Raw genomic sequence first — 23,592 nt, forward strand, 5'->3', positions numbered from 1 at the left:
CGGGGTGGCGCTCGAAAGGCTTGCTCGTGGCTTACTGGCGGACCTTCAGGACCTCGCCGACGACGTTGTCCGGGAGGAGGGTGTTGCACTGGAGTTCCGCCGACTTGGTGAGGGCGTCGTCGCGGCACACGTAGAAGTCCTTGTAGGCGAGCTGCAGCGCGTACGAGCTCATGGCCAGCAGGATCGCCAGCGAGGCGGTGACCAGGCCGCTCACCGCCGCCGTGCGCTGGGGGCGGGCCGCCGGGCCGAGGGCGTCCAGGCCCGTCGGGGCGCCGGGCTCGCCGGTCGCGCCGGCCGCCGCCGCCGGCTTGCCGCGCAGCGCGCTGATCCCCCAGTAGAGGGCGAGCGCGCCCAGCAGCAGGCCGACCGACGGGATCCCGAAGATCCCGAAGAAGAAGCCCCACATGCCCGCCAGCAGCGCGTACCGGGCGCGGCGCTGGATCGGGTCCGTCGGGTCCCACCGCGCAGGACCCCGCTGCCCGCCCGAATCCCCCGGTCCGTTCCCGTCGCCGTTCCCGCCGTCGCCACCGCTGCGCGGCTGCCACGGCTGGTCGGGCCGGCCCTCGGGCGGGGCCGCGAAGGGGTTGTCGTCGGTGGGGGAGTCGGGCTGACGGCGGTCCGGCATCGGGTGTGTTACTTCCCCTGTGTCATGGACGTCACGAGGACGTCGAGGCGAGGTGAGGCCAGTTTGTGGCTTGTAGGCCAGACGCTACCGCCCGCCCGTCCCCCCGTCCCTCGGGGGCTGTCCGGTGTGCCGGTATCGTTGCAGGCGGTCGGCGGCTTCGTATGGTTCCCCGTATATCGGTACCCCGAAGTTTCGTATGACCACACAAAGACGAACACCGCAATTCCGCGAGAAAGGGCCTCCCATGGCCGCCTCCCGCCTGGTTGTGCTGGTCTCCGGGTCCGGCACCAACCTCCAGGCCCTGCTCGACGCCATCGACGCCCATCCCGGCGGATCCGAGGGCTTCGGCGCCGAAGTCGTCGCCGTGGGAGCCGACCGCGCGAACATCGCCGGCCTGGAGCGGGCGGAGAAGGCCGGGATCCCCACCTTCGTCTGCCCGGTGAAGGACTACGGGAGCCGTGTCGAATGGGACGCCGCCCTCACCGCGGCGACCGACGCGCACGCGCCCGACCTCGTCGTGTCGGCCGGTTTCATGAAGATCGTGGGCAAGGAGTTCATCGACCGCTTCGGCGGCCGGTTCATCAACACCCACCCCGCCCTCCTCCCCGCCTTCCCCGGCGCGCACGGCGTACGGGACGCGCTCGCCTACGGCGCGAAGGTCACCGGCTGCACGGTCCACTTCGTGGACAGCGGCGTGGACACCGGTCCGATCATCGCCCAGGGTGTGGTCGAGGTCCGGGACGAGGACGACGAAGCCGCTCTTCACGAGCGCATCAAGGAAGTCGAGCGACAGCTGCTCGTCGATGTCGTGGGGCGCCTGGCCCGGCACGGCTACCGCATTGAGGGACGAAAGGTAACAATCCAGTGACCGCCGCAGACACCGCAGCGAGCAACGACCCGACCACGACCCGGCGGCCGATCCGGCGTGCGCTCATCAGCGTCTACGACAAGACGGGACTGGAAGAGCTGGCCCGCGGCCTGCACGGGGCGGGTGTCGCGCTCGTCTCCACCGGCTCCACCGCCTCGAAGATCGCCGCTGCCGGGGTGCCCGTCACCAAGGTGGAGGAGCTGACCGGCTTCCCCGAGTGCCTGGACGGCCGGGTCAAGACCCTGCACCCGCGCGTGCACGCCGGCATCCTCGCCGACCTGCGCCTGGAGGACCACCGCAACCAGCTCGCCGAGCTGGGTGTGGAGCCCTTCGACCTCGTCGTCGTCAACCTGTACCCGTTCCAGGCCACCGTCCAGTCGGGTGCCACCGAAGACGAGTGCGTCGAACAGATCGACATCGGCGGTCCGTCGATGGTCCGTGCCGCCGCCAAGAACCACCCGTCGGTCGCCGTGGTCACCAGCCCCGAGCGGTACGCCGACGTCATCGCTGCGGCCCAGGGCGGCGGTTTCGACCTCACCGCGCGCAAGCGGCTGGCGGCCGAGGCCTTCCAGCACACCGCCGCCTACGACGTGGCCGTGGCCTCCTGGTTCACGAACGCGTACGCCCCGGAGGGCGAGGAGGGCGCACTGCCCGAGTTCCTCGCCGGCGCCTGGGAGCGCAAGGCCACCCTGCGCTACGGCGAGAACCCGCACCAGGCCGCCGCCCTCTACACGGACGGGCAGCCGGGCGGGCTCGCCAACGCCGAGCAGCTGCACGGCAAGGAGATGTCCTTCAACAACTACGTGGACACCGAGGCCGCGCGCCGCGCCGCCTACGACCACGAAGAGCCGTGCGTGGCGATCATCAAGCACGCCAACCCGTGCGGCATCGCCGTCGGCGCGGACGTCGCCGCCGCCCACCGCAAGGCGCACGCCTGCGACCCGCTGTCGGCCTTCGGCGGTGTCATCGCCGTCAACCGCCCGGTGACCGTCGAGCTCGCCGAGCAGGTCGCGGAGATCTTCACCGAGGTCATCGCCGCCCCCGGCTACGAGGACGGCGCGGTCGAGATCCTGGCCAGGAAGAAGAACATCCGCGTCCTGAAGGTCGACGGCACCCCGCACCAGCCGGGTGACCTCAAGCCCGTCAGCGGCGGTGCGCTGCTCCAGCAGAGCGACCTCTTCCAGGCCGAGGGCGACGACCCGGCCAACTGGACCCTCGCCACCGGCGAGGCCCTGTCCCCGGCGGAGCTCGCCGAGCTGGCCTTCGCGTGGCGGGCCTGCCGGGCCGTCAAGTCGAACGCGATCCTCCTCGCCAAGGACGGTGCCTCGGTCGGCGTCGGCATGGGCCAGGTCAACCGTGTCGACTCGGCGAAGCTCGCCGTGGAGCGGGCCGGCGCCGAGCGCGCGCAGGGTTCGTACGCCGCGTCCGACGCCTTCTTCCCCTTCCCGGACGGGCTGGAGATCCTGACGGCCGCGGGCATCAAGGCCGTGGTCCAGCCCGGCGGTTCGGTCCGTGACGAGCAGGTCGTCGAGGCCGCGCAGAAGGCGGGCGTGACGATGTACTTCACCGGGACCCGGCACTTCTTCCACTGAGTCCGGCCCGACACGGCGAAGGCCGCGACCCGCAGCTGCGGGTCGCGGCCTTCGCCGTGTACGGACGGCGGCGGGTCAGTACTGGGGGCGCCGGAAGTAGTCGCCGGCCTTGGCGAGGCCGATGATGATCGTCAGGCCGAGGGCGAGGGAGATCAGCGACGGCAGCACGGTGATGAAGGTGGCACCGCCGGCCGAGCTGTGCTCGCTCGCGCCCATCGCGATCAGGTACACCAGCACGCCGAAGGCGGCGAAGAGGGTCTGCAGCGATCCGTAGATGATGCCGGAGACGCGCACTCCGCCCCGGCCCTTGGCCAGCTTGGCGGCGGTCAGGATGGGCCACAGGGCGAAGCCGATGAACAGGATGCCCACGATGACGCCCGCGGTCCCGGCGACCGCGCCGGCGTCCTCCGCGGAGGAGGAGCCGGAGCCCGAGAGCGCGGTGGCGAAGACGGCGCCGCCGATGATGAAGAACAGGCCGCTCAGCACCTGCAGGGCGCCGACGACGAAGAGGACGACCCGGGCCGCCTTCGCACCGCCGGGCATCTCCATGTGGGGGCCGGGGTAGCCGCCCGGGCCGCCCGGGTAGCCGGCGGGGGCGCCGGGGTAGCCCTGCGGGGCCTGCTGCGGGTACGCGTAACCGCCCTGCGGCGGGACGCCCTGGGGGGCCTGCTGCGGGTAGCCGTAGCCGGGCTGGCCCTGCGGCTGCTGTCCGTACGGATTGTGCGGGTCGCCGAAACTCATCTGGGGTGTTCCTCCGTGGAAATGCGGGGACGCACGGCAATGAGCACGGAGGAATCCTGCACGGTGCGGTCCGCCCCCCGGCACTGCCCGCGGTACTTCAGTCGTTTCATCGTGGTCCGAGCAGGGATGCCTTGTCCAGCCGGTTGGCATACGGCCGGTCACTTGTTGTGCAAGTGCAATGAACCCTGCGGTCACGCGAGCGTCTTGACTGGAACCATGGCCACCTCATCCGGGAGGATGGGGGCATGACCGCCCAGATTCTCGATGGCAAGGCCACCGCGGCCGCGATCAAGTCCGAACTGACCGCCCGTGTGGCGGCCCTGAAGGCCCGGGGCATCACCCCCGGCCTCGGCACCCTGCTGGTCGGCGACGATCCGGGCAGCCGCTGGTACGTCAACGGCAAGCACAAGGACTGCGCCGAAGTCGGTATCGCCTCCATCCAGCGCGAACTGCCCGGGACGGCCTCCCAGGAGGACATCGAGGCGGTCGTGCGGGAGCTCAACGCCAACCCGCAGTGCACGGGCTACATCGTCCAACTCCCGCTGCCCAAGGGCATCGACACCAACCGGGTCCTGGAGCTGATGGACCCGCTGAAGGACGCCGACGGCCTGCACCCCACCTCCCTGGGCCGGCTCGTGCTGAACGAGCCGGGCCCGCTGCCCTGCACCCCGTACGGGATCGTGGAGCTGCTGCGCCACCACGACGTCGAGATCAACGGCGCGCACGTCGTGGTCCTCGGCCGCGGGATCACCGTCGGCCGGTCCATCGGCCTGCTGCTGACCCGCAAGTCCGAGAACGCCACCGTGACGCTGTGCCACACCGGTACGCGCGACCTGTCCGGGCTGCTGCGCCAGGCCGACATCATCGTCGCCGCGGCCGGCGTCCCGCACCTGGTCAAGCCGGAGGACGTGAAGCCCGGCGCGGCCGTGCTCGACGTGGGCGTCAGCCGCGACGAGGCCGGCAAGATCGTCGGCGATGTGCACCCCGGCGTCGCCGAGGTGGCCGCGTGGATCTCGCCGAACCCGGGCGGTGTCGGCCCGATGACCCGCGCCCAGCTGCTCGTCAACGTCGTCGAGGCGGCGGAGCGGACCGGCAGTGCGAACTGAGCCGGGTGCCGAGCGTGTGAACGGGAGCGGCGCGGCCAGGTCCCGCCGCTTCCCGTCCGTCACGCGGGACACGGCCCGCCCCGAGGGGAGCGGCCGCGCCGTGCCCGGGGCGGTGTCCACGCCCGCCCGTCAGTGGCCGATGCTCAGCGTGCTCGCCGCGACCGCGGTGGGCCTGCTGACCACGGCGCTGGGTCAGGCCCGGATCGGCTGTCTGGTGATCGGCGTGGCCCTGATCGCGGCGTCGGTGCTGCGGCGCGTGCTGCCCTCGGTGGGGATGCTCGCGGTGCGCTCCCGCTTCACCGACATGATCACCTACGGGCTGCTGGGCGTGGTGATCACGCTGCTCGCGCTGGTGATGGAACCCCAGCCGTGGCTGGAGGTCCCGTTCCTGGAGAGCGCGGTCCGCTTCACCGTTCGCTGAGTGCGCCGGGCGCGGTGAGGACGCCGGCGCGGCCGCGATCGCCGGCCGGCTCCCGGTGCCCGCCCGGACCACGGCGTCCAGCGTCCGCCCCGCGCCCGGCAGTTCCCGTACGGCGGTGCCGGGCGGCGGGGCGTCGCACAGCAGTCGCGGCAGGATCCACGCGGCCTGCCCGGTGGCGACGAGCCACAGCCCGGACCGCAGGTCCGCGCACTGGTGCGCGGTACGGCCGACGCGTCGCGACACGACCGACACGTACGGAAACACCTTCGCCGGGTTCGACGCCGTACCCGTCGCCCGCGCGGCGAGCGCCTGCGTCAAGTCGATCGAGGACCACCAGACGGGACAGATCATCCGCGTCGAATGGGGGTCCGGGAGCCGACCGCGCCTTCGAACTCCGGGGTCCGTGTGCCACGCACCACAGGTACCCGGGGGTTGGGCCGCGCCCGGGTCGGATAGCCTGACCGCGGATGTCTCTTCACGTCAAGATTTACAGGGGAGCGGCGTCCTCCAGCACATGGGGCGGGGACGCCCCACCGCCAGCTGTCTAACGGAGAAGGCCATGACCCGCACTCCTGTGAATGTCACCGTCACCGGCGCCGCCGGCCAGATCGGCTACGCGCTGCTCTTCCGCATCGCGTCCGGCCACCTGCTCGGCGCGGACGTGCCGGTCAAGCTCCGGCTCCTGGAGATCCCCCAGGGCATGAAGGCCGCCGAGGGCACCGCCATGGAGCTCGACGACTGCGCCTTCCCGCTGCTCGCCGGCATCGACATCTTCGACGACCCGAACAAGGGCTTCGAGGGCGCCAACGTCGCGCTCCTCGTGGGCGCCCGTCCGCGCACCGCGGGCATGGAGCGCGGCGACCTGCTCGCCGCCAACGGCGGCATCTTCAAGCCGCAGGGCCAGGCCATCAACGCGCACGCCGCGGACGACATCAAGGTCCTCGTCGTGGGCAACCCGGCCAACACCAACGCGCTCATCGCGCAGGCCTCGGCCCCGGACGTACCGGCCGAGCGCTTCACCGCGATGACCCGCCTGGACCACAACCGCGCGATCTCGCAGCTGGCCGCCAAGACCGGTGCCGCCGTCTCCGACATCAAGCGCCTGACGATCTGGGGCAACCACTCGGCGACCCAGTACCCGGACATCTTCCACGCGGAGATCGCCGGCAAGAACGCCGCCGAGGTCGTGAACGACCAGGCGTGGCTCGCCGACACCTTCATCCCGACCGTCGCCAAGCGCGGCGCCGCGATCATCGATGCCCGTGGCGCCTCCTCCGCAGCCTCGGCCGCCAACGCCGCCATCGACCACGTCCACACCTGGGTCAACGGCACCGCCGAGGGCGACTGGACCTCCATGGGCATCCCGTCGGACGGCTCCTACGGCGTCCCGGCCGGTCTGATCTCCTCCTTCCCCGTCACCTGCAAGGACGGCAAGTACGAGATCGTCCAGGGCCTGGACATCAACGAGTTCTCCCGCACCCGCATCGACGCCTCCGTCAAGGAGCTGTCGGAGGAGCGCGACGCGGTCCGCGAGCTCGGCCTGATCTGATCCGTCACTGCTCGCCGGGACCCGCGGACACCTCCGCGACCTCGGCGAGCAGGACGAACCGAAGCGCCCCTGCCCCGACGGGCCGGGGCGCTTTGGCGTGATTCCGCCTGTCGGACGGTGTAGGGGAAATCTAAAGTCGGGCGGTGACCGAGAGCCCGATTCCCCGTCAGCCCGCAGGTGACCCGCAGCACGACCCCCCGGGAGGCCGTCCGCCCGTCGACCCGGCGGTCAGTGAGGCCGGCCGTTTCCTGTGCGCCGGCACCTACCTCGACGCCGGGTACCGCGACCGCGTCATCGAGGAGCTGTACGTCCACGAGGAGCGGATCGTCGCGCCCTCCTACGGCTTCGACGCCTCACGCGTCCTCGCGCACGCCCTCCGCGCCCGCCGAGGCGAACTCGGCTGGGCCCTGGGCATCCTCGGCGCCTGGTTCGCGGGGTCCCTGCTCACCGGTGGCGCCCTCGCGGTGGTACTCGTCCCGTTCCTGCTGCTGAGCCTCGCGGGCTGGCTCAGGGCCCGGTCCGGGCTGCTGCCGCGCCTGCTGGCCCTCGCCGTGCGGATCTACGCCTGGTGGAACCTGGCCGTCATCGTGCTCCTCGTCCTCGGGGTCTGGCTGGCCCTGCTCGGCGCGTTCGGCGACGGGGACGACGGCCCGTTCGCGCTGGGCGCGCTGCTCTTCTCCGGGGGCATCGGCGGCCCGGCGGCCGGGTTCGTCCTCGGCTGGGTGCCCGCCGTCTTCGCCGCGGTCGTCACCGTGGTCGGACTCCAGCGCGGCCACGTCGCCCGGACCATCGCCGGGGACCTGAGCCGGGACCGGTACGCCCACCGCGCGTCCGACCCCGCGGAGGCGGACCAGGGCGTACGGTTCGCCCGCGTACGGCAGCGCATCCTCCACGAGCAGCACTCGCCGATGATCATGTACGACATCAACGACCCGTTCGTCGGCGCCGGCGACTCGTACCGCCCCTGGCAGGTGTCCTTCGAGCTGCGCCCCCGCGAGGACCTCGAACCCGGCCGCGCACCGCAGCCGCTCACCAACGCCCGCATCATCGCGGGGATCGTGCCGCTGCTGGAGCGTCTGCGGGTGCCCTCGCCGCACGGGTCCCCGCAGGCCGAGGCGGCCGTGATGGACCGCCTGCGCGAGCTGGTCGTCGACGAGTGCGTGTTCCTGCCGGGCGGCGGCCTGGACCACCGCGACGAAGGCCCGCACCTGCGGGCCGACTTCGAGGCGCACCGGGCGTCCGCCGTCGAGGAGGGCGGCGAACGCCGCCGCTACTTCCTGCGCGTCCGCGTCGGCGGCTGGGACGAGAACCTGGTCGTCACCGTGTTCGTACGGGTCCACACCCAGGGCGGGATGATGATGGTGGAGGTGGCCCCCCACGTGCTGCTGCCCGTCCACGTCACCTTCCACAACGCGGACGCGGACGCCCACCGCTACCTGAACAACAGCCGCTTCGGGAAGGCGGTCTGGGCCCTGCGGCACACGCCCGGCTCCTTCACGGCGTCCCTGGTCACCCTCGGCCGCGGCATCGCGAGCTGGTGGCGGATCGCATCCGGTGGCCACGGCGGCGCCCGACCGGAGGGGCCGCGCGCCTCGGTGCGCGAGCTCGCCGCGCAGGACAACGGCTCGCTGTTCCACCTCATGGACCTCGACCGGTATCTGAAAACCGTTCAGGACCGGATCGTCGCCGGCATTACCGTCGTCCTGGACGAGAACGGCTGGTACACCGAGGCCTTCGCACGCCGGGCGGACGTCCACATCAACGCGCACTTCGGGGACGTGAGCCACAGCGCGATCAGCATCGGCGGCAGCGGGAACCACAACAGCACACACAAGGGGAGTCATGGCAACGGGTGACGGGGGAGCACAGGAGCCCACCGTGCGGATCGGCAGCATCCACAGCAGCGCGGTCAGCGTCGGCGGCTCCCACAACACGAACACCGTCCACCAGGGCGGTACGGGAGCTGCCGCACCCGGCGCGGCAGAGCTGCTGGAGGCGGTGCTCTCGCTGCGCGAGGCGCTCGTACGGGAGGCTCCCCGGGGCGCCGACAGGACGGCGCTCGACGCCGAACTGGACGGGGTCGCCGAGCAACTGGAGGGCACGGAGACGATCAGGCCCGGCCTGGTCGGCCGGCTCCGGGCGGCGCTGGAACGGTGGGCACCGCTGGTGGAGACGGTGAGCGCGGCCGCTGCCCTGGGCAGCCTGCTCGGCGCGCTGGGGGGCTGAACCGTGGCTCCGGCACAGCCGCCGTCCGGCCCGCGCCGCTGGGACGCGCAGGCACAGCGCTGGGTGGTGGACCCGGCCCCGGCCGGGCCCGCGCCGGGCGCCGCCGCGGGCCTGCCGCCGCTCCCGCCGCAGCCGCCGACCGCGCCGCCGGCGTACGACCCGCTCGGGCCGGGCGCCCAGGCGCCGCCTCCACCCCCGTACGAGGCGCCGCCCGGACCGCCGCCCGGACCGCCGCCCGGGCCCTCCGGCCCGGTGCGCGGCCGGTGGCTGACTCCGGCGACGGCGGGCATCGCCGTCGCCTCCGTCGCGATCGGCGCGGCCGTCGTGTGGTTCGTGGCCCGGGACGCGGGCGACGGAGACCGCGCGGGTGAGAAGAACGGGACGGTGACCTCGGGCGCGCCGACGGAGTCCGGCGGCTCCCCGTCCCCGTCCGCTCCCACCGGCTCCCCGACCGGGGGCACCGGCCCGACCGGCACGCCCGCCCCCGGCCCGACCGGTACCGGAGCCGGTGCCCACGAGACCAGGCAGGACACGGCGGGCTTCACCATCGCCGTGCCGGCGGGCTGGGTGCGGGAGGAGCTCAAGGAAGGGGTCTTCTACCGCTCGCCGGACCGGACCGCGCTGATCCAGGTGTTCCGGGTGTCGGAGCCGGAGCTGAGCCCGCTCGCCGCGGTCAGGCAGGCCTCCACCCACCTCAGGGCCGGCACCCGCGGGTACGAGGAGATCAGCGTCGGCCCGGTACCCGGCGCCTCCGGTGCTGCGGAGCTGGTCTACCAGTACGACAGCGAGGAGTCGCGCGGGGTGCGGCGCGGGGTCGAACGCGTCCTCGTCGCGGCGGACGGCGGCAAGTGGGCGGTGCTCACCGCCGGCCCGGCCGCCGAGTGGCAGGTCACGCAGGACCACCACGCGGCGGCGCTGGCGGCGTTCCGGCCAGCCGGCTGACGGCGAACCGGTCCGGGGGCCGGGTCCTGCGGCCCCCGGACCGGCCCCGGCCGGTCAGGCCTTGTACATGCCCGGCTTGTAGTGGCCCGGCACCATGCGGGTGGTCACGCCGATGCGGTTCCACACGTTGATCGTCGCGATGACGGCGATCAGCTGGGCCAGTTCGCGCTCCTCGAAGTGCGCCGCGGCCTTCTCGTACACCTCGTCGGGCACGAAGCCGTCGGTCAGCACGGTGACGGCCTCGGTGAACTCGATCGCGGCGAGCTCCTTCCCGGTGTAGAAGTGCCGCGACTCCTCCCAGGCGCCGAGCTGCACGATCCGCTCGACGCTCTCGCCCGCGGCGATCGCATCCTTGGTGTGCATGTCCAGGCAGAAGGCGCAGTGGTTGATCTGGGAGGCCCGGATCTTGACGAGCTCGACGAGGGAGGGCTCCAGGCCCTTCCTGGAAGCGATCTCCAGGGCCAGGACGGCCTTGTAGACCTCGGGGGCGAGCTTCGCCATGTGCATGCGCGGGGTGTGTTCGGGAGCGTGGTCGTGGGTGTGCGAGGGGGTCTGCCGGTTCTCCGCTGTGGTCGTCATGCGCTCCACCCTAGGAGCCGGGCGGCCCGCCGATATGGTCCATATCCATGACGGATCCTTGGGCCACTTTCGGCGCCGACCTGCATCTGGACCTCTCTGCCGGACGGGGCCTGCGGGCCGGCCTCACCGAGGCGCTGCGCGAGGCCGCGCGCAGCGGGCGGCTGGCACCCGGCACCCGGCTGCCGTCCTCCCGCACCCTCGCCGCCGACCTGGGCATCGCCCGCAACACGGTCGCCGAGGCGTACGCCGAACTCGTCGCCGAGGGCTGGCTGACGGCGCGGCAGGGCTCCGGCACCCGGGTCGCCGAACGGGCGCGCCCGCGCCGGCCCGCGGCTGCGGCACCCGTACGGCGCCCCGCCCGGAGCGGGCCCGCGTACAGCCTGGTCCCCGGCACCCCGGACCTGGGCGGCTTCCCGCGCGCCGGCTGGCTGTCGGCGGCCCGGCGGGCGCTGACCGCCGCCCCGAACGAGGCCTTCGGCTACGCGACCGACGGGCGCGGCCGCGTCGAGCTGCGCCGGGCCCTGGCGGGCTACCTGGCGCGGGCGCGGGGCGTGTACGCGGACCCGGACCGGATCGTGCTGTGCGCGGGGTTCCTGCACGGGCTGAAGCTGCTCGCGGCGGTGCTGCGGGCACGGCGGGTGCGGGAGGTCGCGGTCGAGGGGTACGGCCTGGACTTCCACCGGGACGAGCTGGTGCGGGCGGGGCTGCGGACCCGGCCGCTCGGGGTGGACGGAGAGGGGGCCCGTACGGGGGAGCTGACGGCCGCGGCGGGCGCGGTGCTGCTGACCCCGGCGCACCAGTTCCCGACGGGCGCGGCCCTGACCCCGGCCCGCCGGGCCGCCGCGGTCGACTGGGCCCGGACCACCGGCGGGCTGATCCTGGAGGACGACTACGACGGGGAGTTCCGCTACGACCGGCAGCCGGTGGGAGCCCTCCAGGGCCTGGATCCGGACCGGGTGGTGTACCTCGGCACGGCCAGCAAGTCGCTCGCCCCGGGGCTGCGGATCGGCTGGATGGTGCTCCCGCCGGGGCTGGTGGAGGAGGTGACCGCGGCGAAGGGGTACACGGACTGGACCTCCAGCACGCTGGACCAGCTGACGCTGGCGGAGTTCATCGTGTCCGGGGCGTACGACCGGCACGTGCGGGGGATGCGGCTGCGCTACCGGCGGCGGCGGGACGAGCTGGTGGCGGCGGTGGCCGGCCGGGTCACGGGGGTCTCGGGGATCGCGGCGGGCCTGCACGCGGTGCTGGACCTCCCGGCGGGCACGGAGCGGTCGGTGCTGCAGTCGGCGGCCTGGCAGGACCTGGCCCTGCACGGCCTCTCCGCCTTCCGGCACCCGCAGGCCGGGCTCGCCCCGCGGGACGCGCTGGTCGTCGGCTACGGGACCCCGTCGGACAGCGCCTGGTCGCCGACCCTTGCGGCGCTCACCGCCTCGCTCCCATGACCCTGCGGGTGCGGCGCCGTGGCGGCGGCTCGGGGCGGAGCCCCCGCAACGGCGCCGCACCCGGCAACGCGCCGGAATCACGGCGCGGGCGGCGCCGCCGGTGGTGCCGGGGCCGGTGGCGACGTCGGTTCGCCGAAGCGGGACAGGGCCAGCGAGCCGGCCACCGCCACGGCGAAGCCCGTCACCGCCAGCCACGTCAGGCCCTCCCGGGTGCGGTCGCCGAGCCAGACCACGCCCACCACCGCCGGGCCGATCGTCTCGCCGAGCACCAGCCCGGCCGTCGCGACCGTCACCGAGCCGCGCGCCAGCGCCGAGGTGAGGAGCAGGAACCCCGCCGCCCCGCCCAGCAGGAGCGCGTACAGGGCGGGGTTCGCGACGTCCCACGGCGAGTCGATGAGCCGCACCGACACCTCCACCACGCCGAAGCCCGTACCCGAGCCCAGGCCGAGGACCAGTGCCCGCGGCCCGTCCGGCAGCCCGCCGGCGACCGCGCCGACCAGCAGCACCAGCACCGCCACCCCCAGCAGCCCCAGCTTCAGCGCCAGGGAGCCCGTCCCGCTGCCCTCCTCCCCGGCGGAGAGCCCCAGCATCAGCAGCCCCAGGCACACCACGCCCACCGCGCACCACTCCGCCGGGGACAACCGCACCGCCATCAGCCGCGACGCGACCACCGCCGTCACGGCCAGACTGGCGGCCAGCGCGGCCCCCACCACGTAGATCGGCACGTGACGGAGCGCGATGATCTGCAGGACGAATCCGGCCCCGTCCAGGCCGAGGCCGAGCAGATAGCGCCACTGCCGGGCGGCCCGCAGGAACAGTGCCGCGTCCACCCCGGACCCGCTCCCCGGCTCCACCGCCCGCGTCGCGACGGCCTGCAGCACGGACGCCGTACCGAAGCAGACCGCCGCACCCAGCGAGCAAAGCATCCCAATCAGCACGAAATGACTCTAGGTCACGGATCTCACGACGGCCGGATTCCATCGGCCGGGGGCCCCGTTCTAGTCTGTCGGGACCACGCCAGGCCCCAGGGGGACAGCAGACATGGACAGCAGTAGCACCAACCAGCGCCGCATGCGCTCGGGCGCCGTCGCCCTCGGAGGCATGGGCCTGCTCGCGGCCACCCTCGTGGCCTGCGGCAGCAGCGACGAACCGGACCGGCGCTGCGCGTCGCGCTCCACGCTGGACCACCTGAACAGCAAGGAGTGCAAGACCGGCGGAACCGGCGCGTACTACTACGGCGGCCGCGTCAGCAACGGCAAGGTCACCGGCGGCAGCTTCGACAAGTCGGCCGTCACCCGCGGCGGCATCGGCGGCCACTCCAGCTCCAGCGGCGGCTGATCGCACGATGCAGCGGCACACCATCGAGCCCCGGCCAGGCTGGCAGAAGACGGTCGAGGAGCAGGGGCTGATCTACCCCCTCACCCGCTACCCCGACGACTCGCTGCGCCCCTACTGGGACGAGAGCGCGTACTACTCCTTCTCCCTGCCCGAGGTCGAGGCACTGGAGAACGTCGTCGAGGAACTGCACGCCATGTGCCTGGCCGCCGCCGCGCACATCGTCGAGCAGGACCGGTTCGCCGACCTCGGCATCACCGACCCCAGGCTCGCCGCACTGATCGCCGAGTCCTGGCGCCGCCGTGCCGAACAGCCCTCCCTGTACGGCCGTTTCGACCTGCGCTACGACGGCACCGGCAGCCCGGCCAAGATGCTGGAGTACAACGCCGACACCCCCACCTCCCTGGTGGAGGCGGCCAGCCCGCAGTGGTTCTGGATGGAGGAGCGGTTCCCCGGAGCCGACCAGTGGAACTCCCTCCACGAGCGCCTCGTCGACGCCTGGCGCCGCCAGGCCGAGCTGCTGGCGCCCGGCCCGCTGCACTTCGCGCACTCCGAGACCGACGAGCTCGGCGAGGACCTGATGACGGTCGCCTACCTGCAGGAGACCGCCGACCAGGCCGGCCTGGAGACCCACGCCCTGTCCGTGGAGCAGATCGGCTGGGACAGCCTGTCCGGCCGGTTCGTGGACGAGAAGCTGCGCTTCATCCGCAGCTGCTTCAAGCTCTACCCGTGGGAGTGGCTGGCCACGGACGAGTTCGGCCCGCAGGTCCTCGGCACCTACGACCACGGCGGCGGCTCCGGCACCACCTGCTGGATCGAGCCGCTGTGGAAGATGCTGCTCTCCAACAAGGCCCTGCTCGCCATCCTGTGGGAGCTCTTCCCGGAACATCCGAACCTGCTGCCGGCCTACCTCGACGGCCCGCGCGAGCTCGCGGAGCCCGGATCGGCGGGCTACGTGGCCAAGCCGCTCCTCGGCCGCGAGGGCGCGGGCGTCACCCTGCACGAGCCCGGCCCGGACGGCGTGCCGTTCGTACCGGAGCCGGGGGAGCGGTACTGCTTCCAGGGCCTGGCCCCGCTGCCCGACTTCGACGGCAACCGGGTGGTGCTCGGCGCGTGGGTCGTCGAGGACGAGGCCGCGGGGCTCGGCATCCGCGAATCGGCGGGGCCGGTCACGGACGAGTACGCCCGCTTCCTGCCCCACGTCATCCTCTGAGGATCCGCTGGGGGCTCGCTACGCCGACAGCACCGACCGGAGCTGCTCCAGCCCCCAGTCCAGGTCCTCCTTGGTGATCACCAGCGGCGGGGCGATGCGGATGGTCGACCCGTGGGTGTCCTTCACGAGCACGCCCCGCTCCATCATCTTCTCGGAGATCTCCCGGCCCGTACCGCGGGAGGGGTCGATGTCGACGCCCGCCCACAGTCCGCGGCCGCGCACGGCGGTCACGGCGCCCCCGCCGACGAGCATCCCCAGCTCGCGGTGGAGGTGGTCGCCCAGTTCGGTGGCCCGCTGCTGGAACTCGCCCGTCCGCAGCATCGCGATCACCTCCAGCGCGACGGCGCAGGCGAGCGGGTTCCCGCCGAAGGTCGAGCCGTGCTGGCCGGGCCCGAACACCCCCAGCACGTCCCGGTCGGCGACCACCGCCGACACCGGCACGACACCGCCGCCGAGCGCCTTGCCGAGGATGTAGACGTCCGGGACGACCCCCTCGTGCTCGCAGGCGAAGGTCCGGCCGGTCCGGCCGAGCCCCGACTGGATCTCGTCGGCCATGAAGAGCACGTTCCGCTCGCGGGTCAGCTCCCGTACGCCGCTCAGGTACCCGGCGGGCGGCACCAGCACCCCGGCCTCGCCCTGGATCGGCTCCAGCAGCACGGCCACGGTGTTCTCCGTGACGGCGTGCGACAGCGCCGTGAGGTCCCCGTACGGGACGATCTCGAAGCCGGGCGTGTACGGGCCGAAGTGGTCGCGGGCGTCGTGGTCCGTCGAGAAGGAGACGACGGTCGTGGTCCGGCCGTGGAAGTTTCCGGCGGCCACCACGATCTTGGCGTGCCCGTCGGGGACGCCCTTGACCTCGTAGCCCCACTTGCGGGCCGTCTTCACCGCCGTCTCCACCGCCTCCGCACCGGTGTTCATGGGCAGCACCATCTCCTTGCCGCACAGTGCGGCGAGTTCGGTGCAGAAGTCGGCGAAGCGGTCGTGGTGGAAGGCGCGCGAGGTGAGGGTCACCCGCTCCAGCTGGGCCCGCGCGGCGTCGATCAGACGGCGGTTGCCGTGCCCGAAGTTGAGCGCGGAGTACCCGGCGAGCATGTCGAGGTATCTGCGGCCCTCCACGTCGGTCATCCACGCGCCGTCCGCGGACGCGACGACGACGGGCAGCGGGTGGTAGTTGTGCGCGCTGTGCGCGTCGGCGGAGCGGATGGCATCAGCTGTTGTCGACACGGGGTCTCCGATCGTCCGTCTGGCCGGTGAAGCGGTGACGAGGGTGGCGTCACCTTCTTATCGTCGCTCGTATCCCGGACGCAGAAACCTTCTGCGCGGCGCGGCCGCTAAGGTGTTCGGTACGCACGGCGACTGGCGTACGGGGAACCAACTCCGGGGGAGTCGTGCGCGCTCGACCGCATACAGGGCCGCTCGCCTGGGCCTCGCGGGGTACCGATCACATCGACCCCGGAGGAGCCCGCCGTGTCCGCGAGCCGCCATCCCGCCCTGTCCGCGACCGACCCCGAACTGGCGTCCCACATCGCCGCGGAGGAAGTCCTCCAGGCGGAGACCCTGCGCCTGATCCCCAGTGAGAACTACGTGTCCGCGGCCGTCCTCGAAGCCTCCGGCACCGTGCTGCAGAACAAGTACAGCGAGGGCTACCCCGGCCGCCGCTACTACGAGGGCCAGCAGAACATCGACCGGGTCGAGGCCCTGGCGATCGAGCGGGCCAAGGGCCTGTTCGGCGTGGACCACGCCAACGTGCAGCCGTACTCCGGCTCCCCGGCCAACCTGGCCGTGTACCTGGCCTTCGCGCAGCCCGGCGACACGGTCATGGGCATGGCCCTGCCGATGGGCGGCCACCTGACGCACGGCTGGGGCGTCTCGGCGACGGGCTCGTGGTTCCGCGGCGTGCAGTACGGCGTCCGCGCCGACACGGGGCTGATCGACTACGACGCGGTGCGCGAGCTGGCCCTCGCCGAGCGCCCCAAGCTGATCTTCTGCGGGGGCACCGCCCTGCCGAGGACCATCGACTTCGCCGCCTTCGCCGAGATCGCGCGAGAGGCGGGCTCGGTGCTGGTCGCGGACGTCGCCCACATCGCCGGCCTGATCGCGGGCGGCGCGCACCCCTCCCCGGCCGGGCACGTGGACGTCATCTCCACCACGACCCACAAGACGCTGCGCGGTCCGCGCGGCGCGATGCTGATGTGCCGCGAGGAGCACGCGAAGGCGATCGACAAGGCCGTCTTCCCGGGCCTGCAGGGCGGTCCGCACAACCAGACGACGGCCGGTATCGCGGTGGCGCTGCACGAGGCGGCGCAGCCGTCCTTCGTCCGGTACGCGCACGCGGTCGTCGCCAACGCCAAGGCGCTGGCGGCGGCGCTGCTGGAGCGGGGCTTCGACCTGGTCTCGGGCGGTACGGACAACCACCTGATCCTGATCGACCTCACGGGCAAGGAGGTGCCGGGCAAGGTCGCGGCCAAGGCCCTGGACCGGGCGGGGATCGTCGTGAACTACAACACGGTCCCGTTCGACCCGCGCAAGCCGTTCGACCCGTCGGGCATCCGGATCGGCACGCCGTCGCTGACGTCCCGCGGGCTGTCCACGGAACACATGCCGCTGGTCGCCGACTGGATCACGCGCGCGGTCGACGCCGCGGCGACCCAGGACGAGACCGCGCTGAAGGTGATCCGTGCCGAGGTCGCCGACCTGATGGCCGCCTTCCCGGCCCCGGGCCTGCCGCTGTCCTGACCTGCGCTGTCCTGACCTGCGGTATCCATGCCGGGGGCGCCGCCCTCCGGACCTCCGCGCCTCGATCGCCGGCCCGGCCGCGCATCCGGCCCCGCCGGCGATCGGGGCGCGGGGGTGGGCGGCGCCCACGGGCACCGCGCAGCGGGCGGCACAGGCCGACAGCGGGCACGAGCCCGCCCCGCACCTGAGAGAATGGGGCCATGGCTTCTGATCGTCCTCGCGCGCTCTCCGGCATCCAGCCCACCTCCGGTTCGTTCCACCTCGGGAACTACCTCGGAGCCATCCGCCAGTACGTCGCCCTCCAGGAGACGCACGACGCGTTCTACATGGTCGTCGACCTGCACGCGATCACCATGCCCCAGGATCCGAAGGACCTGCGCGCGAACACCCGCCTCTCCGCCGCGCAGCTGCTCGCCGCCGGCCTGGACCCGGAGCGCTGCACGCTCTTCGTCCAGAGCCACGTCCCCGAGCACGCGCAGCTCGGCTGGGTGATGAACTGCATCACCGGTTTCGGTGAGGCCAGCCGGATGACCCAGTTCAAGGACAAGTCCGCCAAGGGCGGCGTCAACAGCGCCAGCGTCGGCCTCTTCACGTACCCGATCCTCCAGGTCGCCGACATCCTGCTCTACCAGGCGAACGCCGTCCCGGTCGGCGAGGACCAGCGCCAGCACATCGAGCTGACCCGCGACCTCGCCGAGCGCTTCAACAGCCGGTTCGGCCAGACCTTCACGCTGCCCGCCGCGCACATCGTCAAGGAGGTCGCGAAGATCTACGACCTCCAGGACCCGGCGATCAAGATGTCGAAGTCGGCGTCGTCCCCCAAGGGTCTGATCAACCTCCTCGACGAGCCCAAGGTCACCGAGAAGAAGATCAAGAGCGCGGTCACCGACACCGAGGCCGAGATCCGCTTCGACACCGAGAAGAAGCCCGGCGTCAGCAACCTGCTCACGATCTACTCCACCCTCACGGGCGAGTCGATCCCCGCCCTGGAGGAGAAGTACGTCGGCAAGGGCTACGGCGCGCTGAAGACGGACCTGGCCGGCGTGATGGTCGATTTCGTCACACCGTTCAAGCAGCGCACCCAGGAGTACCTGGACGACCCGGAGACCCTGGACTCCCTGCTGGCCAAGGGCGCGGAGAAGGCCCGTGCGGTCGCCGCGGAGACGCTGGCGCAGGCGTACGACCGCCTGGGTCTGCTGCCCGCCAAGCACTGACGAACGCAACTACGGAAAGACCGCTCTGGCACGAAGTGGGGTCGTGGCCCCACACTGGGGCGGCAGGGTCCACAAGGCAAGCGGAGGAGAGACACGTGGGGACCGTAACGCTCGGCGTTTCGATCGCGGTCCCGGAGCCCTACGGCAGCCAGCTCCAGGAGCTGCGCGCGGGCTTCGGGGACGCCGCCGCGCACGGCATCCCCACGCACGTCACCCTCGTGCCGCCGACCGAGGTGGAGGCGGACCGCCTCCCGGCGATCCGGGCCCACCTCACCGAGGTCGCCGCCGCCTTCCCCGCCTTCCCGATGCGGCTGAGCGGGACGGGAACCTTCCGGCCCGTCTCGCCGGTCGTCTTCGTCCGGATCGCCGAGGGCGTCGCGGGCTGCACCCGGCTGCAGAGCGAGGTCCGCGACCCGTCCGGGCCGCTCAGCCGCGAGCTGGCCTTCCCGTACCACCCCCACGTCACCGTCGCCCACGGGATCTCCGAAGAGGCGATGGACCTGGCGTTCACGACGCTGGCCGACTACGTGGCCGAATGGGTCTGCGACGGGTTCGCGCTCTACGAGCAGGGCTCCGACGGGGTCTGGCGCAAGCTGCGCGAATACCCTTTCGGGAGCGGGCCCATAGGCGTTCCGGCGCAGCCGGGCTCCCCGGTCGACCAGACGGCCGAGGCGGCCGGGGCGACCGTACGGCCTTCCTGACGGAGCGGGCGCAGGGTCAGCCGGGCGGTGCGCCGGGCGCGGAACCTCAGCCTTCGCAGGACCAGGGTGTGGAACGGACGCCCCGTCGAGGGCGCTGGGCGAAAAGTCACAATCGACGACCGTAGTCCCTGAAAGCGACAATCCGGGCTATTTCCGGCGCCTCATTTACGGTGACCCCATGGACTGGCTGACGAAACTCCCGGTGGTCGGGCCGCTGGCGGGCCGTCTGATGCGGACCCACGCGTGGCGCTCGTACGAACGCCTCGACCGCGTGCACTGGACGCGGCTCGCCGCCGCGATCACCTTCATCAGCTTCCTCGCGCTCTTCCCCCTGATCGCCGTGGCCGCGGCCGTCGGCGCGGCACTGCTCAGCGAGCAGCAGCTGGACCAGCTGGAGAAGACCCTCTCCGAACAGGTCCCCGGCATCTCCGACCAGCTCAACATCGAGGGACTCGTCGCGAACGCGGCCACGATCGGCCTCGTCGCCGGCGCCCTGCTCCTCTTCACCGGCATCGGCTGGGTGGGCTCGATGCGGGACTGTCTGCGCGCGGTGTGGGACAAGGACGACGAGGACGACGGGAACCCGATCGTCCGCAAGGGCAAGGACGGGCTCGTCCTGCTCGGCCTCGGCGCGGTGGGCCTGCTCTCCGCGGCGGCCTCGATCCTCGGGTCGAGCGCGGTCGGCAAGGCGGCCGACTGGCTGGGCATCCCCGGCGAAGGGGCCGGCGGCGTGCTGTTGCGCGTCTTCGCCTTCCTGGTCGGCGTGGTCGCCGCCTTCCTGGTGCTGCTCTACCTCCTGACCCTGCTCCCGGGGGTCGAACCGCCGCGGGGCCGCCTGATCCAGGCCGCGCTGATCGGCGCGGCCGGATTCGAGCTGCTGAAGCTGCTGCTCAGCGGCTACATGCGGGAGGTGGCCTCGAAGAGCATGTACGGGGCCTTCGGCGTACCGATCGCCCTGCTGCTCTGGATCAACTTCATGGCGAAGCTGCTGCTGTACGTCTCCGCCTGGACGGCCACCCGCGACGACGGCGAGGCGGACGACGGCGACGGGGAGCCTCCCGCGGCCGAGCAGGGGCAGGCGCAGGGGCAGGAACCGGCCGCCGGGCGGTGAGGCCGGCGCATCCCCAGGTGGGAGTGGGCGGGATCCGTTCGGGTGAATTCACGGCTCGGCGCAGGTCGTGGATCCCCGCCCGCGGGGACCCACGACCGGGGGGCCACGCCCCCTAGACGAGTTCCTCGTCGCGGCCGCGGCTCCGCCTGCCGCGCGGCCAGCGGCGGTTGACCACGTACGCGCCGCCCGCCAGTACGGCGAGCGCACCGCCCGCGACGCCCAGGGCGGTGCCCACACCGCCGCCCGGGACGATGCCGTTCGCCGACGGGTTGTTCTCGTGCGACTGGGCCGGCGAGCCGTGCGGGGAGGTGTCCGCGCTCTTCGGCGGGACCAGCTCACCCACCGGCTTGACCTTCCCGGCCGCGGCGAAGCCCCAGTCGAAGAGCGCGGCGGTCTCCTCGTAGACCGAGTTCGCGCCGCCCGCGCCCGGGTTCATCACGGTGACCAGCAGCTTCCGGGAGCCCTGCTGCGCCGCCCCCGTGAAGGTGGAGCCGGCCATGGTCGTGTTGCCGTTCTTCACCCCGGCGATGCCCTTGTACGGGGAGATCCCGCCCGCGCCCGTCATCAGCCGGTTGGTGTTCTGGATCTCGAAGTAGTCCCGCGGCTTCCCGGGCTCCTGCAGGCCGGGGAACTTCGCACTCGCCGTGCCGCAGTACTCGCGGAAGTCCTGCTTCTGCAGTCCGGAGCGGGCGATCAGCGTGAGGTCGTACGCGCTCGACACCTGCTCCGGGGCGTCGTACCCGTCGGGCGACACCACATGGGTGTCCAGCGCCTGGAGCTCCTCCGCGTGCGCCTGCATGTCCTTGACGGTCTTCTCGACGCCGCCGTTCATGGCCGAAAGTACGTGCACGGCGTCGTTCCCCGACCGCAGGAACACCCCGAGCCACAGGTCGTGGACGGAGTACTCGTGATCCTCCTTGACCCCGACCAGACTGCTGCCCGGGCCCACGCCGTCCATGTCCGCGTCGGTGACCTTGTGCACCTGCTCCTTGGGCAGGCCCGGCAGCAGGGTGTCCGCGAAGAGCATCTTCATCGTGGAGGCCGGCGGCAGCCGCCAGTGCGCGTTGTACGCCGCCAGGACCTCGCCGGACTCGGCGTCCGCCACGATCCACGACCGGCCGGTGAGGTTCGTCGGCAGGGCGGGCGCGCCCGGCAGCAGGTTCACCTGCGTACCCGGCTGGCCGAGCAGGGATCCGCCGACCGTGGACATCGACGCGGGCGGCGCGGGAGCAGCCGGCGCCTTGGCCGGCCCGCCCTTCCCGTCGGCCGGCGGGGTCGGCACGGCGTGTGCGGGCACCACCAGCATGGTGGGCACCAGCAACGCGGCGGTAAGGACCGTCAGAGCGGTCGTCTTGGCAGACACGCAGGTGAAAGTACATCCCGATGAGCTGGATGGCGTCGCGGACCGGCCATTTCGTGGCAACCAACGCCGGGACAGCCCACCCCGGCGCGTCCGTCCCGGGGACGAAACCGATACTGAGGACATGAAACTCAGCCGTGCCGCCTCCTGGTTCCTGCTCGCCTTCGGAGTGTGGACCTGGTTCATCTGGGTGTCTTTCGTCCGGAACCTGTGGAAGAACGGCAGTGGCCTGGCCTTCGACACGGCGGGCGACCCCACTGCCTACTTCTGGGTCCACCTGACGCTCGCCGTGACGTCCTTTCTCCTGGGGACGGCGGTCGGTGTGATCGGGTTGCGCGGGGTCCTGGCCCTGCGACGTGCGTCACGCCCGGGTGCCGAGGACGGTGCGGCATGACGGTCCTGGTCTTCGCGCTGGTCGCACTGGCCGTCTGCGCCCTGCTCGTCGGGGTGCACCGCTGGCTGTGGGTCCGCCTGGTCCGTGACACCACCGCCCCCGGCGGCCTGCCCCGCCGCATCGGCACCGCGTTGACCATCGCCCTGCCCCTCCTGTCCGTGGCCGCCCTGACCGCGGGCCGCGCCGGGGCCCCCTTCTGGCTGCAGCAGACGGTGTCCTGGCCGGGGTACCTGTGGCTCGCGGTGCTCCTGTACCTGACCCTGACGATGCTGGTCGCGGAGCCGATCCGCGCGCTGTTGCTCCGCCGTCTGGCCCACCGCGACCCCTCCGGGGCGACAGCCGGACCTCCGGCGGAGCAATCCGCCACCGGGACGGGCATGCCCGCGGCCGCGGCGGCGCCGACGCCGTCCGCAGCCGCCGACACCGGGGCGGGTACGGCTACGGAGCCCGGCGCGGTGCTCGCCGCGGACGGCGCGCCCGCGGAACCGGCCGCCGCGGCGCCGGGCGGCGGCCTCACCCGCCGCACCTTCGTCGCGCGCGCGGTGGGCGGGGCGGCCGCCGCCGTCGCCGTCGGCACCGTCGGGCACGGCGCGTACGGAGTGCTGCGCGGGCCGAGCGTGCGGCGGGTCCAGGTCCCCCTGGCCAAACTGCCGCGCGCGGCGCACGGCTTCCGGATCGCCGTCGTCAGCGACGTCCACCTCGGCCCGGTGCTCGGCCGCGCCCACGCCCAGCGCATCGTCGACACCGTCAACCGCACCCAGCCCGACCTCATCGCCATCGTCGGCGACCTCGTCGACGGCAGCGTCCCCGACCTGGGACCGGCCGCGGAGCCGCTGCGCGGGCTGACCGCCCGCCACGGCTCCTTCTTCGTCACCGGCAACCACGAGTACTTCTCCGGCGCCGAGCAGTGGGTCGAGCACGTCCGCGAGCTCGGCCTGACCCCCCTGGAGAACGCCCGGCGCGCCCTGCCGCACTTCGACCTGGCCGGCGTCAACGACATCCAGGGCGAGCGGGAGGGGAGCGGCCCCGACTTCCGGGCCGCCCTCGGCGACCGCGACCGGTCGCGGGCCGCCGTACTCCTCGCCCACCAGCCGGTGGTCATCCACGACGCCGTCAAGCACGGCGTCGACCTGCAGCTCTCCGGCCACACCCACGGCGGCCAGCTCTGGCCGGGCGAGTACCTCGCCGAGCTCGCCAACCCCACCGTCGCCGGCCTGGAGCGCTACGGCGACACCCAGCTCTACGTGTCCCGCGGGGCGGGGGCCTGGGGCCCGCCGGTCCGGGTGGGCGCACCGTCCGACATCACGGTCGTCGAACTCGCCTCATACCAGGCCTGACCCGCACCGACCGTCAACTGCCGCTCTGCGAACCGATCTTCCGGTGGCTGATATTCCGTGATGGGATATCCGGTAATCGGACAGCGGGTCGCTGTCT

General features: G+C 72.7%; 23 protein-coding genes. 17 read left to right on the forward strand and 6 right to left on the reverse strand.

Features of this window, described 5'->3' with window-relative positions; genetic code table 11:
* Nucleotides 1-31 precede the first annotated feature (31 nt).
* Entirely contained in the window at nucleotides 32-625 is a 594-nt protein-coding gene (locus IH80_RS0115795; RefSeq protein WP_030961026.1) for a hypothetical protein, read from the reverse strand.
* A 244-nt stretch (nucleotides 626-869) separates the two neighbouring features.
* On the opposite strand from IH80_RS0115795, the gene purN reads away from it, so the two are divergent.
* Nucleotides 870-1,493 (forward strand): phosphoribosylglycinamide formyltransferase, encoded by a 624-nt coding sequence (purN, locus tag IH80_RS0115800; protein ID WP_030961027.1) that lies wholly within the window; start codon nucleotides 870-872, stop codon nucleotides 1,491-1,493.
* Nucleotides 1,490-3,085, forward strand: a complete 1,596-nt coding sequence (gene purH / locus IH80_RS0115805) for a bifunctional phosphoribosylaminoimidazolecarboxamide formyltransferase/IMP cyclohydrolase (protein WP_051809377.1) — start codon at nucleotides 1,490-1,492, stop codon at nucleotides 3,083-3,085. Before purN ends, purH begins: the two co-directional genes overlap by 4 nt.
* A 75-nt stretch (nucleotides 3,086-3,160) precedes the next feature.
* Here the strand turns inward: purH and IH80_RS0115810 are convergent, their stop codons facing one another.
* The gene (locus tag IH80_RS0115810; protein WP_030961030.1) at nucleotides 3,161-3,826 is read right to left on the reverse strand and encodes a hypothetical protein; all 666 of its coding nucleotides are present in this window, start codon (nucleotides 3,824-3,826) and stop codon (nucleotides 3,161-3,163) included.
* Nucleotides 3,827-4,071: 245 nt separating this feature from the next.
* Here IH80_RS0115810 and IH80_RS0115815 point away from each other — a divergent pair, with 245 nt between their 5' ends.
* The 6 genes from IH80_RS0115815 (at nucleotide 4,072) to IH80_RS0115840 (ending at nucleotide 10,070) form a co-directional block, all read left to right on the forward strand.
* Nucleotides 4,072-4,932, forward strand: coding sequence for a bifunctional methylenetetrahydrofolate dehydrogenase/methenyltetrahydrofolate cyclohydrolase (locus tag IH80_RS0115815; RefSeq protein ID WP_030961032.1), 861 nt, complete (start codon nucleotides 4,072-4,074; stop codon nucleotides 4,930-4,932).
* A gap of 16 nt (nucleotides 4,933-4,948) precedes the next feature.
* The gene (locus IH80_RS0115820) at nucleotides 4,949-5,353 is read left to right on the forward strand and encodes a DUF3017 domain-containing protein (RefSeq protein ID WP_030961034.1); all 405 of its coding nucleotides are present in this window, start codon (nucleotides 4,949-4,951) and stop codon (nucleotides 5,351-5,353) included.
* A gap of 559 nt (nucleotides 5,354-5,912) precedes the next feature.
* The gene (locus tag IH80_RS0115825; RefSeq protein ID WP_030961035.1) at nucleotides 5,913-6,902 is read left to right on the forward strand and encodes a malate dehydrogenase; all 990 of its coding nucleotides are present in this window, start codon (nucleotides 5,913-5,915) and stop codon (nucleotides 6,900-6,902) included.
* Nucleotides 6,903-7,045: 143 nt separating this feature from the next.
* Nucleotides 7,046-8,758 carry a hypothetical protein gene (locus IH80_RS0115830; RefSeq protein WP_030961036.1) on the forward strand — a complete coding sequence of 571 codons (1,713 nt, stop codon included), beginning with the start codon at nucleotides 7,046-7,048 and terminating at the stop codon, nucleotides 8,756-8,758.
* 22 nt (nucleotides 8,759-8,780) lie between these two features.
* Nucleotides 8,781-9,128, forward strand: coding sequence for a hypothetical protein (locus tag IH80_RS0115835; protein ID WP_030961037.1), 348 nt, complete (start codon nucleotides 8,781-8,783; stop codon nucleotides 9,126-9,128).
* A gap of 3 nt (nucleotides 9,129-9,131) precedes the next feature.
* A complete protein-coding gene (locus IH80_RS0115840; RefSeq protein WP_051809380.1) occupies nucleotides 9,132-10,070 on the forward strand; it encodes a hypothetical protein in 939 nt (312 codons plus the stop codon).
* Between the two features lie 54 nt (nucleotides 10,071-10,124).
* Here the strand turns inward: IH80_RS0115840 and IH80_RS0115845 are convergent, their stop codons facing one another.
* A complete protein-coding gene (locus IH80_RS0115845; RefSeq protein WP_030961041.1) occupies nucleotides 10,125-10,649 on the reverse strand; it encodes a carboxymuconolactone decarboxylase family protein in 525 nt (174 codons plus the stop codon).
* 47 nt (nucleotides 10,650-10,696) lie between these two features.
* On the opposite strand from IH80_RS0115845, the gene IH80_RS0115850 reads away from it, so the two are divergent.
* The gene (locus IH80_RS0115850) at nucleotides 10,697-12,094 is read left to right on the forward strand and encodes a PLP-dependent aminotransferase family protein (protein WP_030961042.1); all 1,398 of its coding nucleotides are present in this window, start codon (nucleotides 10,697-10,699) and stop codon (nucleotides 12,092-12,094) included.
* A 77-nt stretch (nucleotides 12,095-12,171) separates the two neighbouring features.
* Here IH80_RS0115850 and IH80_RS0115855 read toward each other — a convergent pair whose 3' ends face one another.
* The gene (locus tag IH80_RS0115855; protein ID WP_030961043.1) at nucleotides 12,172-13,032 is read right to left on the reverse strand and encodes a hypothetical protein; all 861 of its coding nucleotides are present in this window, start codon (nucleotides 13,030-13,032) and stop codon (nucleotides 12,172-12,174) included.
* A 103-nt stretch (nucleotides 13,033-13,135) separates the two neighbouring features.
* On the opposite strand from IH80_RS0115855, the gene IH80_RS0115860 reads away from it, so the two are divergent.
* Both IH80_RS0115860 and IH80_RS0115865 read left to right on the forward strand, forming a co-directional pair.
* The gene (locus IH80_RS0115860; protein WP_030659419.1) at nucleotides 13,136-13,432 is read left to right on the forward strand and encodes a hypothetical protein; all 297 of its coding nucleotides are present in this window, start codon (nucleotides 13,136-13,138) and stop codon (nucleotides 13,430-13,432) included.
* Nucleotides 13,433-13,439: 7 nt separating this feature from the next.
* On the forward strand, nucleotides 13,440-14,642 hold the full coding sequence (locus IH80_RS0115865; protein WP_030961044.1) for a glutathionylspermidine synthase family protein: 1,203 nt from the start codon (nucleotides 13,440-13,442) through the stop codon (nucleotides 14,640-14,642).
* 18 nt (nucleotides 14,643-14,660) lie between these two features.
* Here the strand turns inward: IH80_RS0115865 and rocD are convergent, their stop codons facing one another.
* Entirely contained in the window at nucleotides 14,661-15,866 is a 1,206-nt protein-coding gene (gene rocD, locus IH80_RS0115870; protein WP_030961046.1) for an ornithine--oxo-acid transaminase, read from the reverse strand.
* Between the two features lie 243 nt (nucleotides 15,867-16,109).
* Here rocD and glyA point away from each other — a divergent pair, with 243 nt between their 5' ends.
* The 4 genes from glyA to IH80_RS0115890 all read left to right on the forward strand — a co-directional run bounded on the left by glyA (nucleotide 16,110) and on the right by IH80_RS0115890 (nucleotide 20,404).
* On the forward strand, nucleotides 16,110-17,378 hold the full coding sequence (gene glyA, locus IH80_RS0115875; RefSeq protein WP_030961048.1) for a serine hydroxymethyltransferase: 1,269 nt from the start codon (nucleotides 16,110-16,112) through the stop codon (nucleotides 17,376-17,378).
* A 200-nt stretch (nucleotides 17,379-17,578) separates the two neighbouring features.
* The gene (trpS, locus tag IH80_RS0115880) at nucleotides 17,579-18,592 is read left to right on the forward strand and encodes a tryptophan--tRNA ligase (RefSeq protein ID WP_030961050.1); all 1,014 of its coding nucleotides are present in this window, start codon (nucleotides 17,579-17,581) and stop codon (nucleotides 18,590-18,592) included.
* Nucleotides 18,593-18,687: 95 nt separating this feature from the next.
* On the forward strand, nucleotides 18,688-19,293 hold the full coding sequence (locus IH80_RS0115885) for a 2'-5' RNA ligase family protein (RefSeq protein WP_030961051.1): 606 nt from the start codon (nucleotides 18,688-18,690) through the stop codon (nucleotides 19,291-19,293).
* 178 nt (nucleotides 19,294-19,471) lie between these two features.
* Nucleotides 19,472-20,404, forward strand: a complete 933-nt coding sequence (locus IH80_RS0115890; protein ID WP_030961052.1) for a YihY/virulence factor BrkB family protein — start codon at nucleotides 19,472-19,474, stop codon at nucleotides 20,402-20,404.
* 112 nt (nucleotides 20,405-20,516) lie between these two features.
* Here IH80_RS0115890 and IH80_RS0115895 read toward each other — a convergent pair whose 3' ends face one another.
* Nucleotides 20,517-21,767: a D-alanyl-D-alanine carboxypeptidase family protein gene (locus IH80_RS0115895; RefSeq protein WP_030961053.1), complete on the reverse strand. Its 1,251-nt coding sequence runs from the start codon at nucleotides 21,765-21,767 to the stop codon at nucleotides 20,517-20,519.
* 121 nt (nucleotides 21,768-21,888) lie between these two features.
* Here IH80_RS0115895 and IH80_RS0115900 point away from each other — a divergent pair, with 121 nt between their 5' ends.
* Entirely contained in the window at nucleotides 21,889-22,158 is a 270-nt protein-coding gene (locus tag IH80_RS0115900; RefSeq protein ID WP_030961055.1) for an SCO4848 family membrane protein, read from the forward strand.
* Nucleotides 22,155-23,495: a metallophosphoesterase gene (locus tag IH80_RS0115905; RefSeq protein ID WP_386396580.1), complete on the forward strand. Its 1,341-nt coding sequence runs from the start codon at nucleotides 22,155-22,157 to the stop codon at nucleotides 23,493-23,495. Before IH80_RS0115900 ends, IH80_RS0115905 begins: the two co-directional genes overlap by 4 nt.
* Nucleotides 23,496-23,592: the final 97 nt, after the last annotated feature.

It is taken from the genome of Streptomyces sp. NRRL S-378 (assembly GCF_000720645.1).
In the GTDB taxonomy this organism is placed as follows: Bacteria; Actinomycetota; Actinomycetes; order Streptomycetales; family Streptomycetaceae; genus Streptomyces.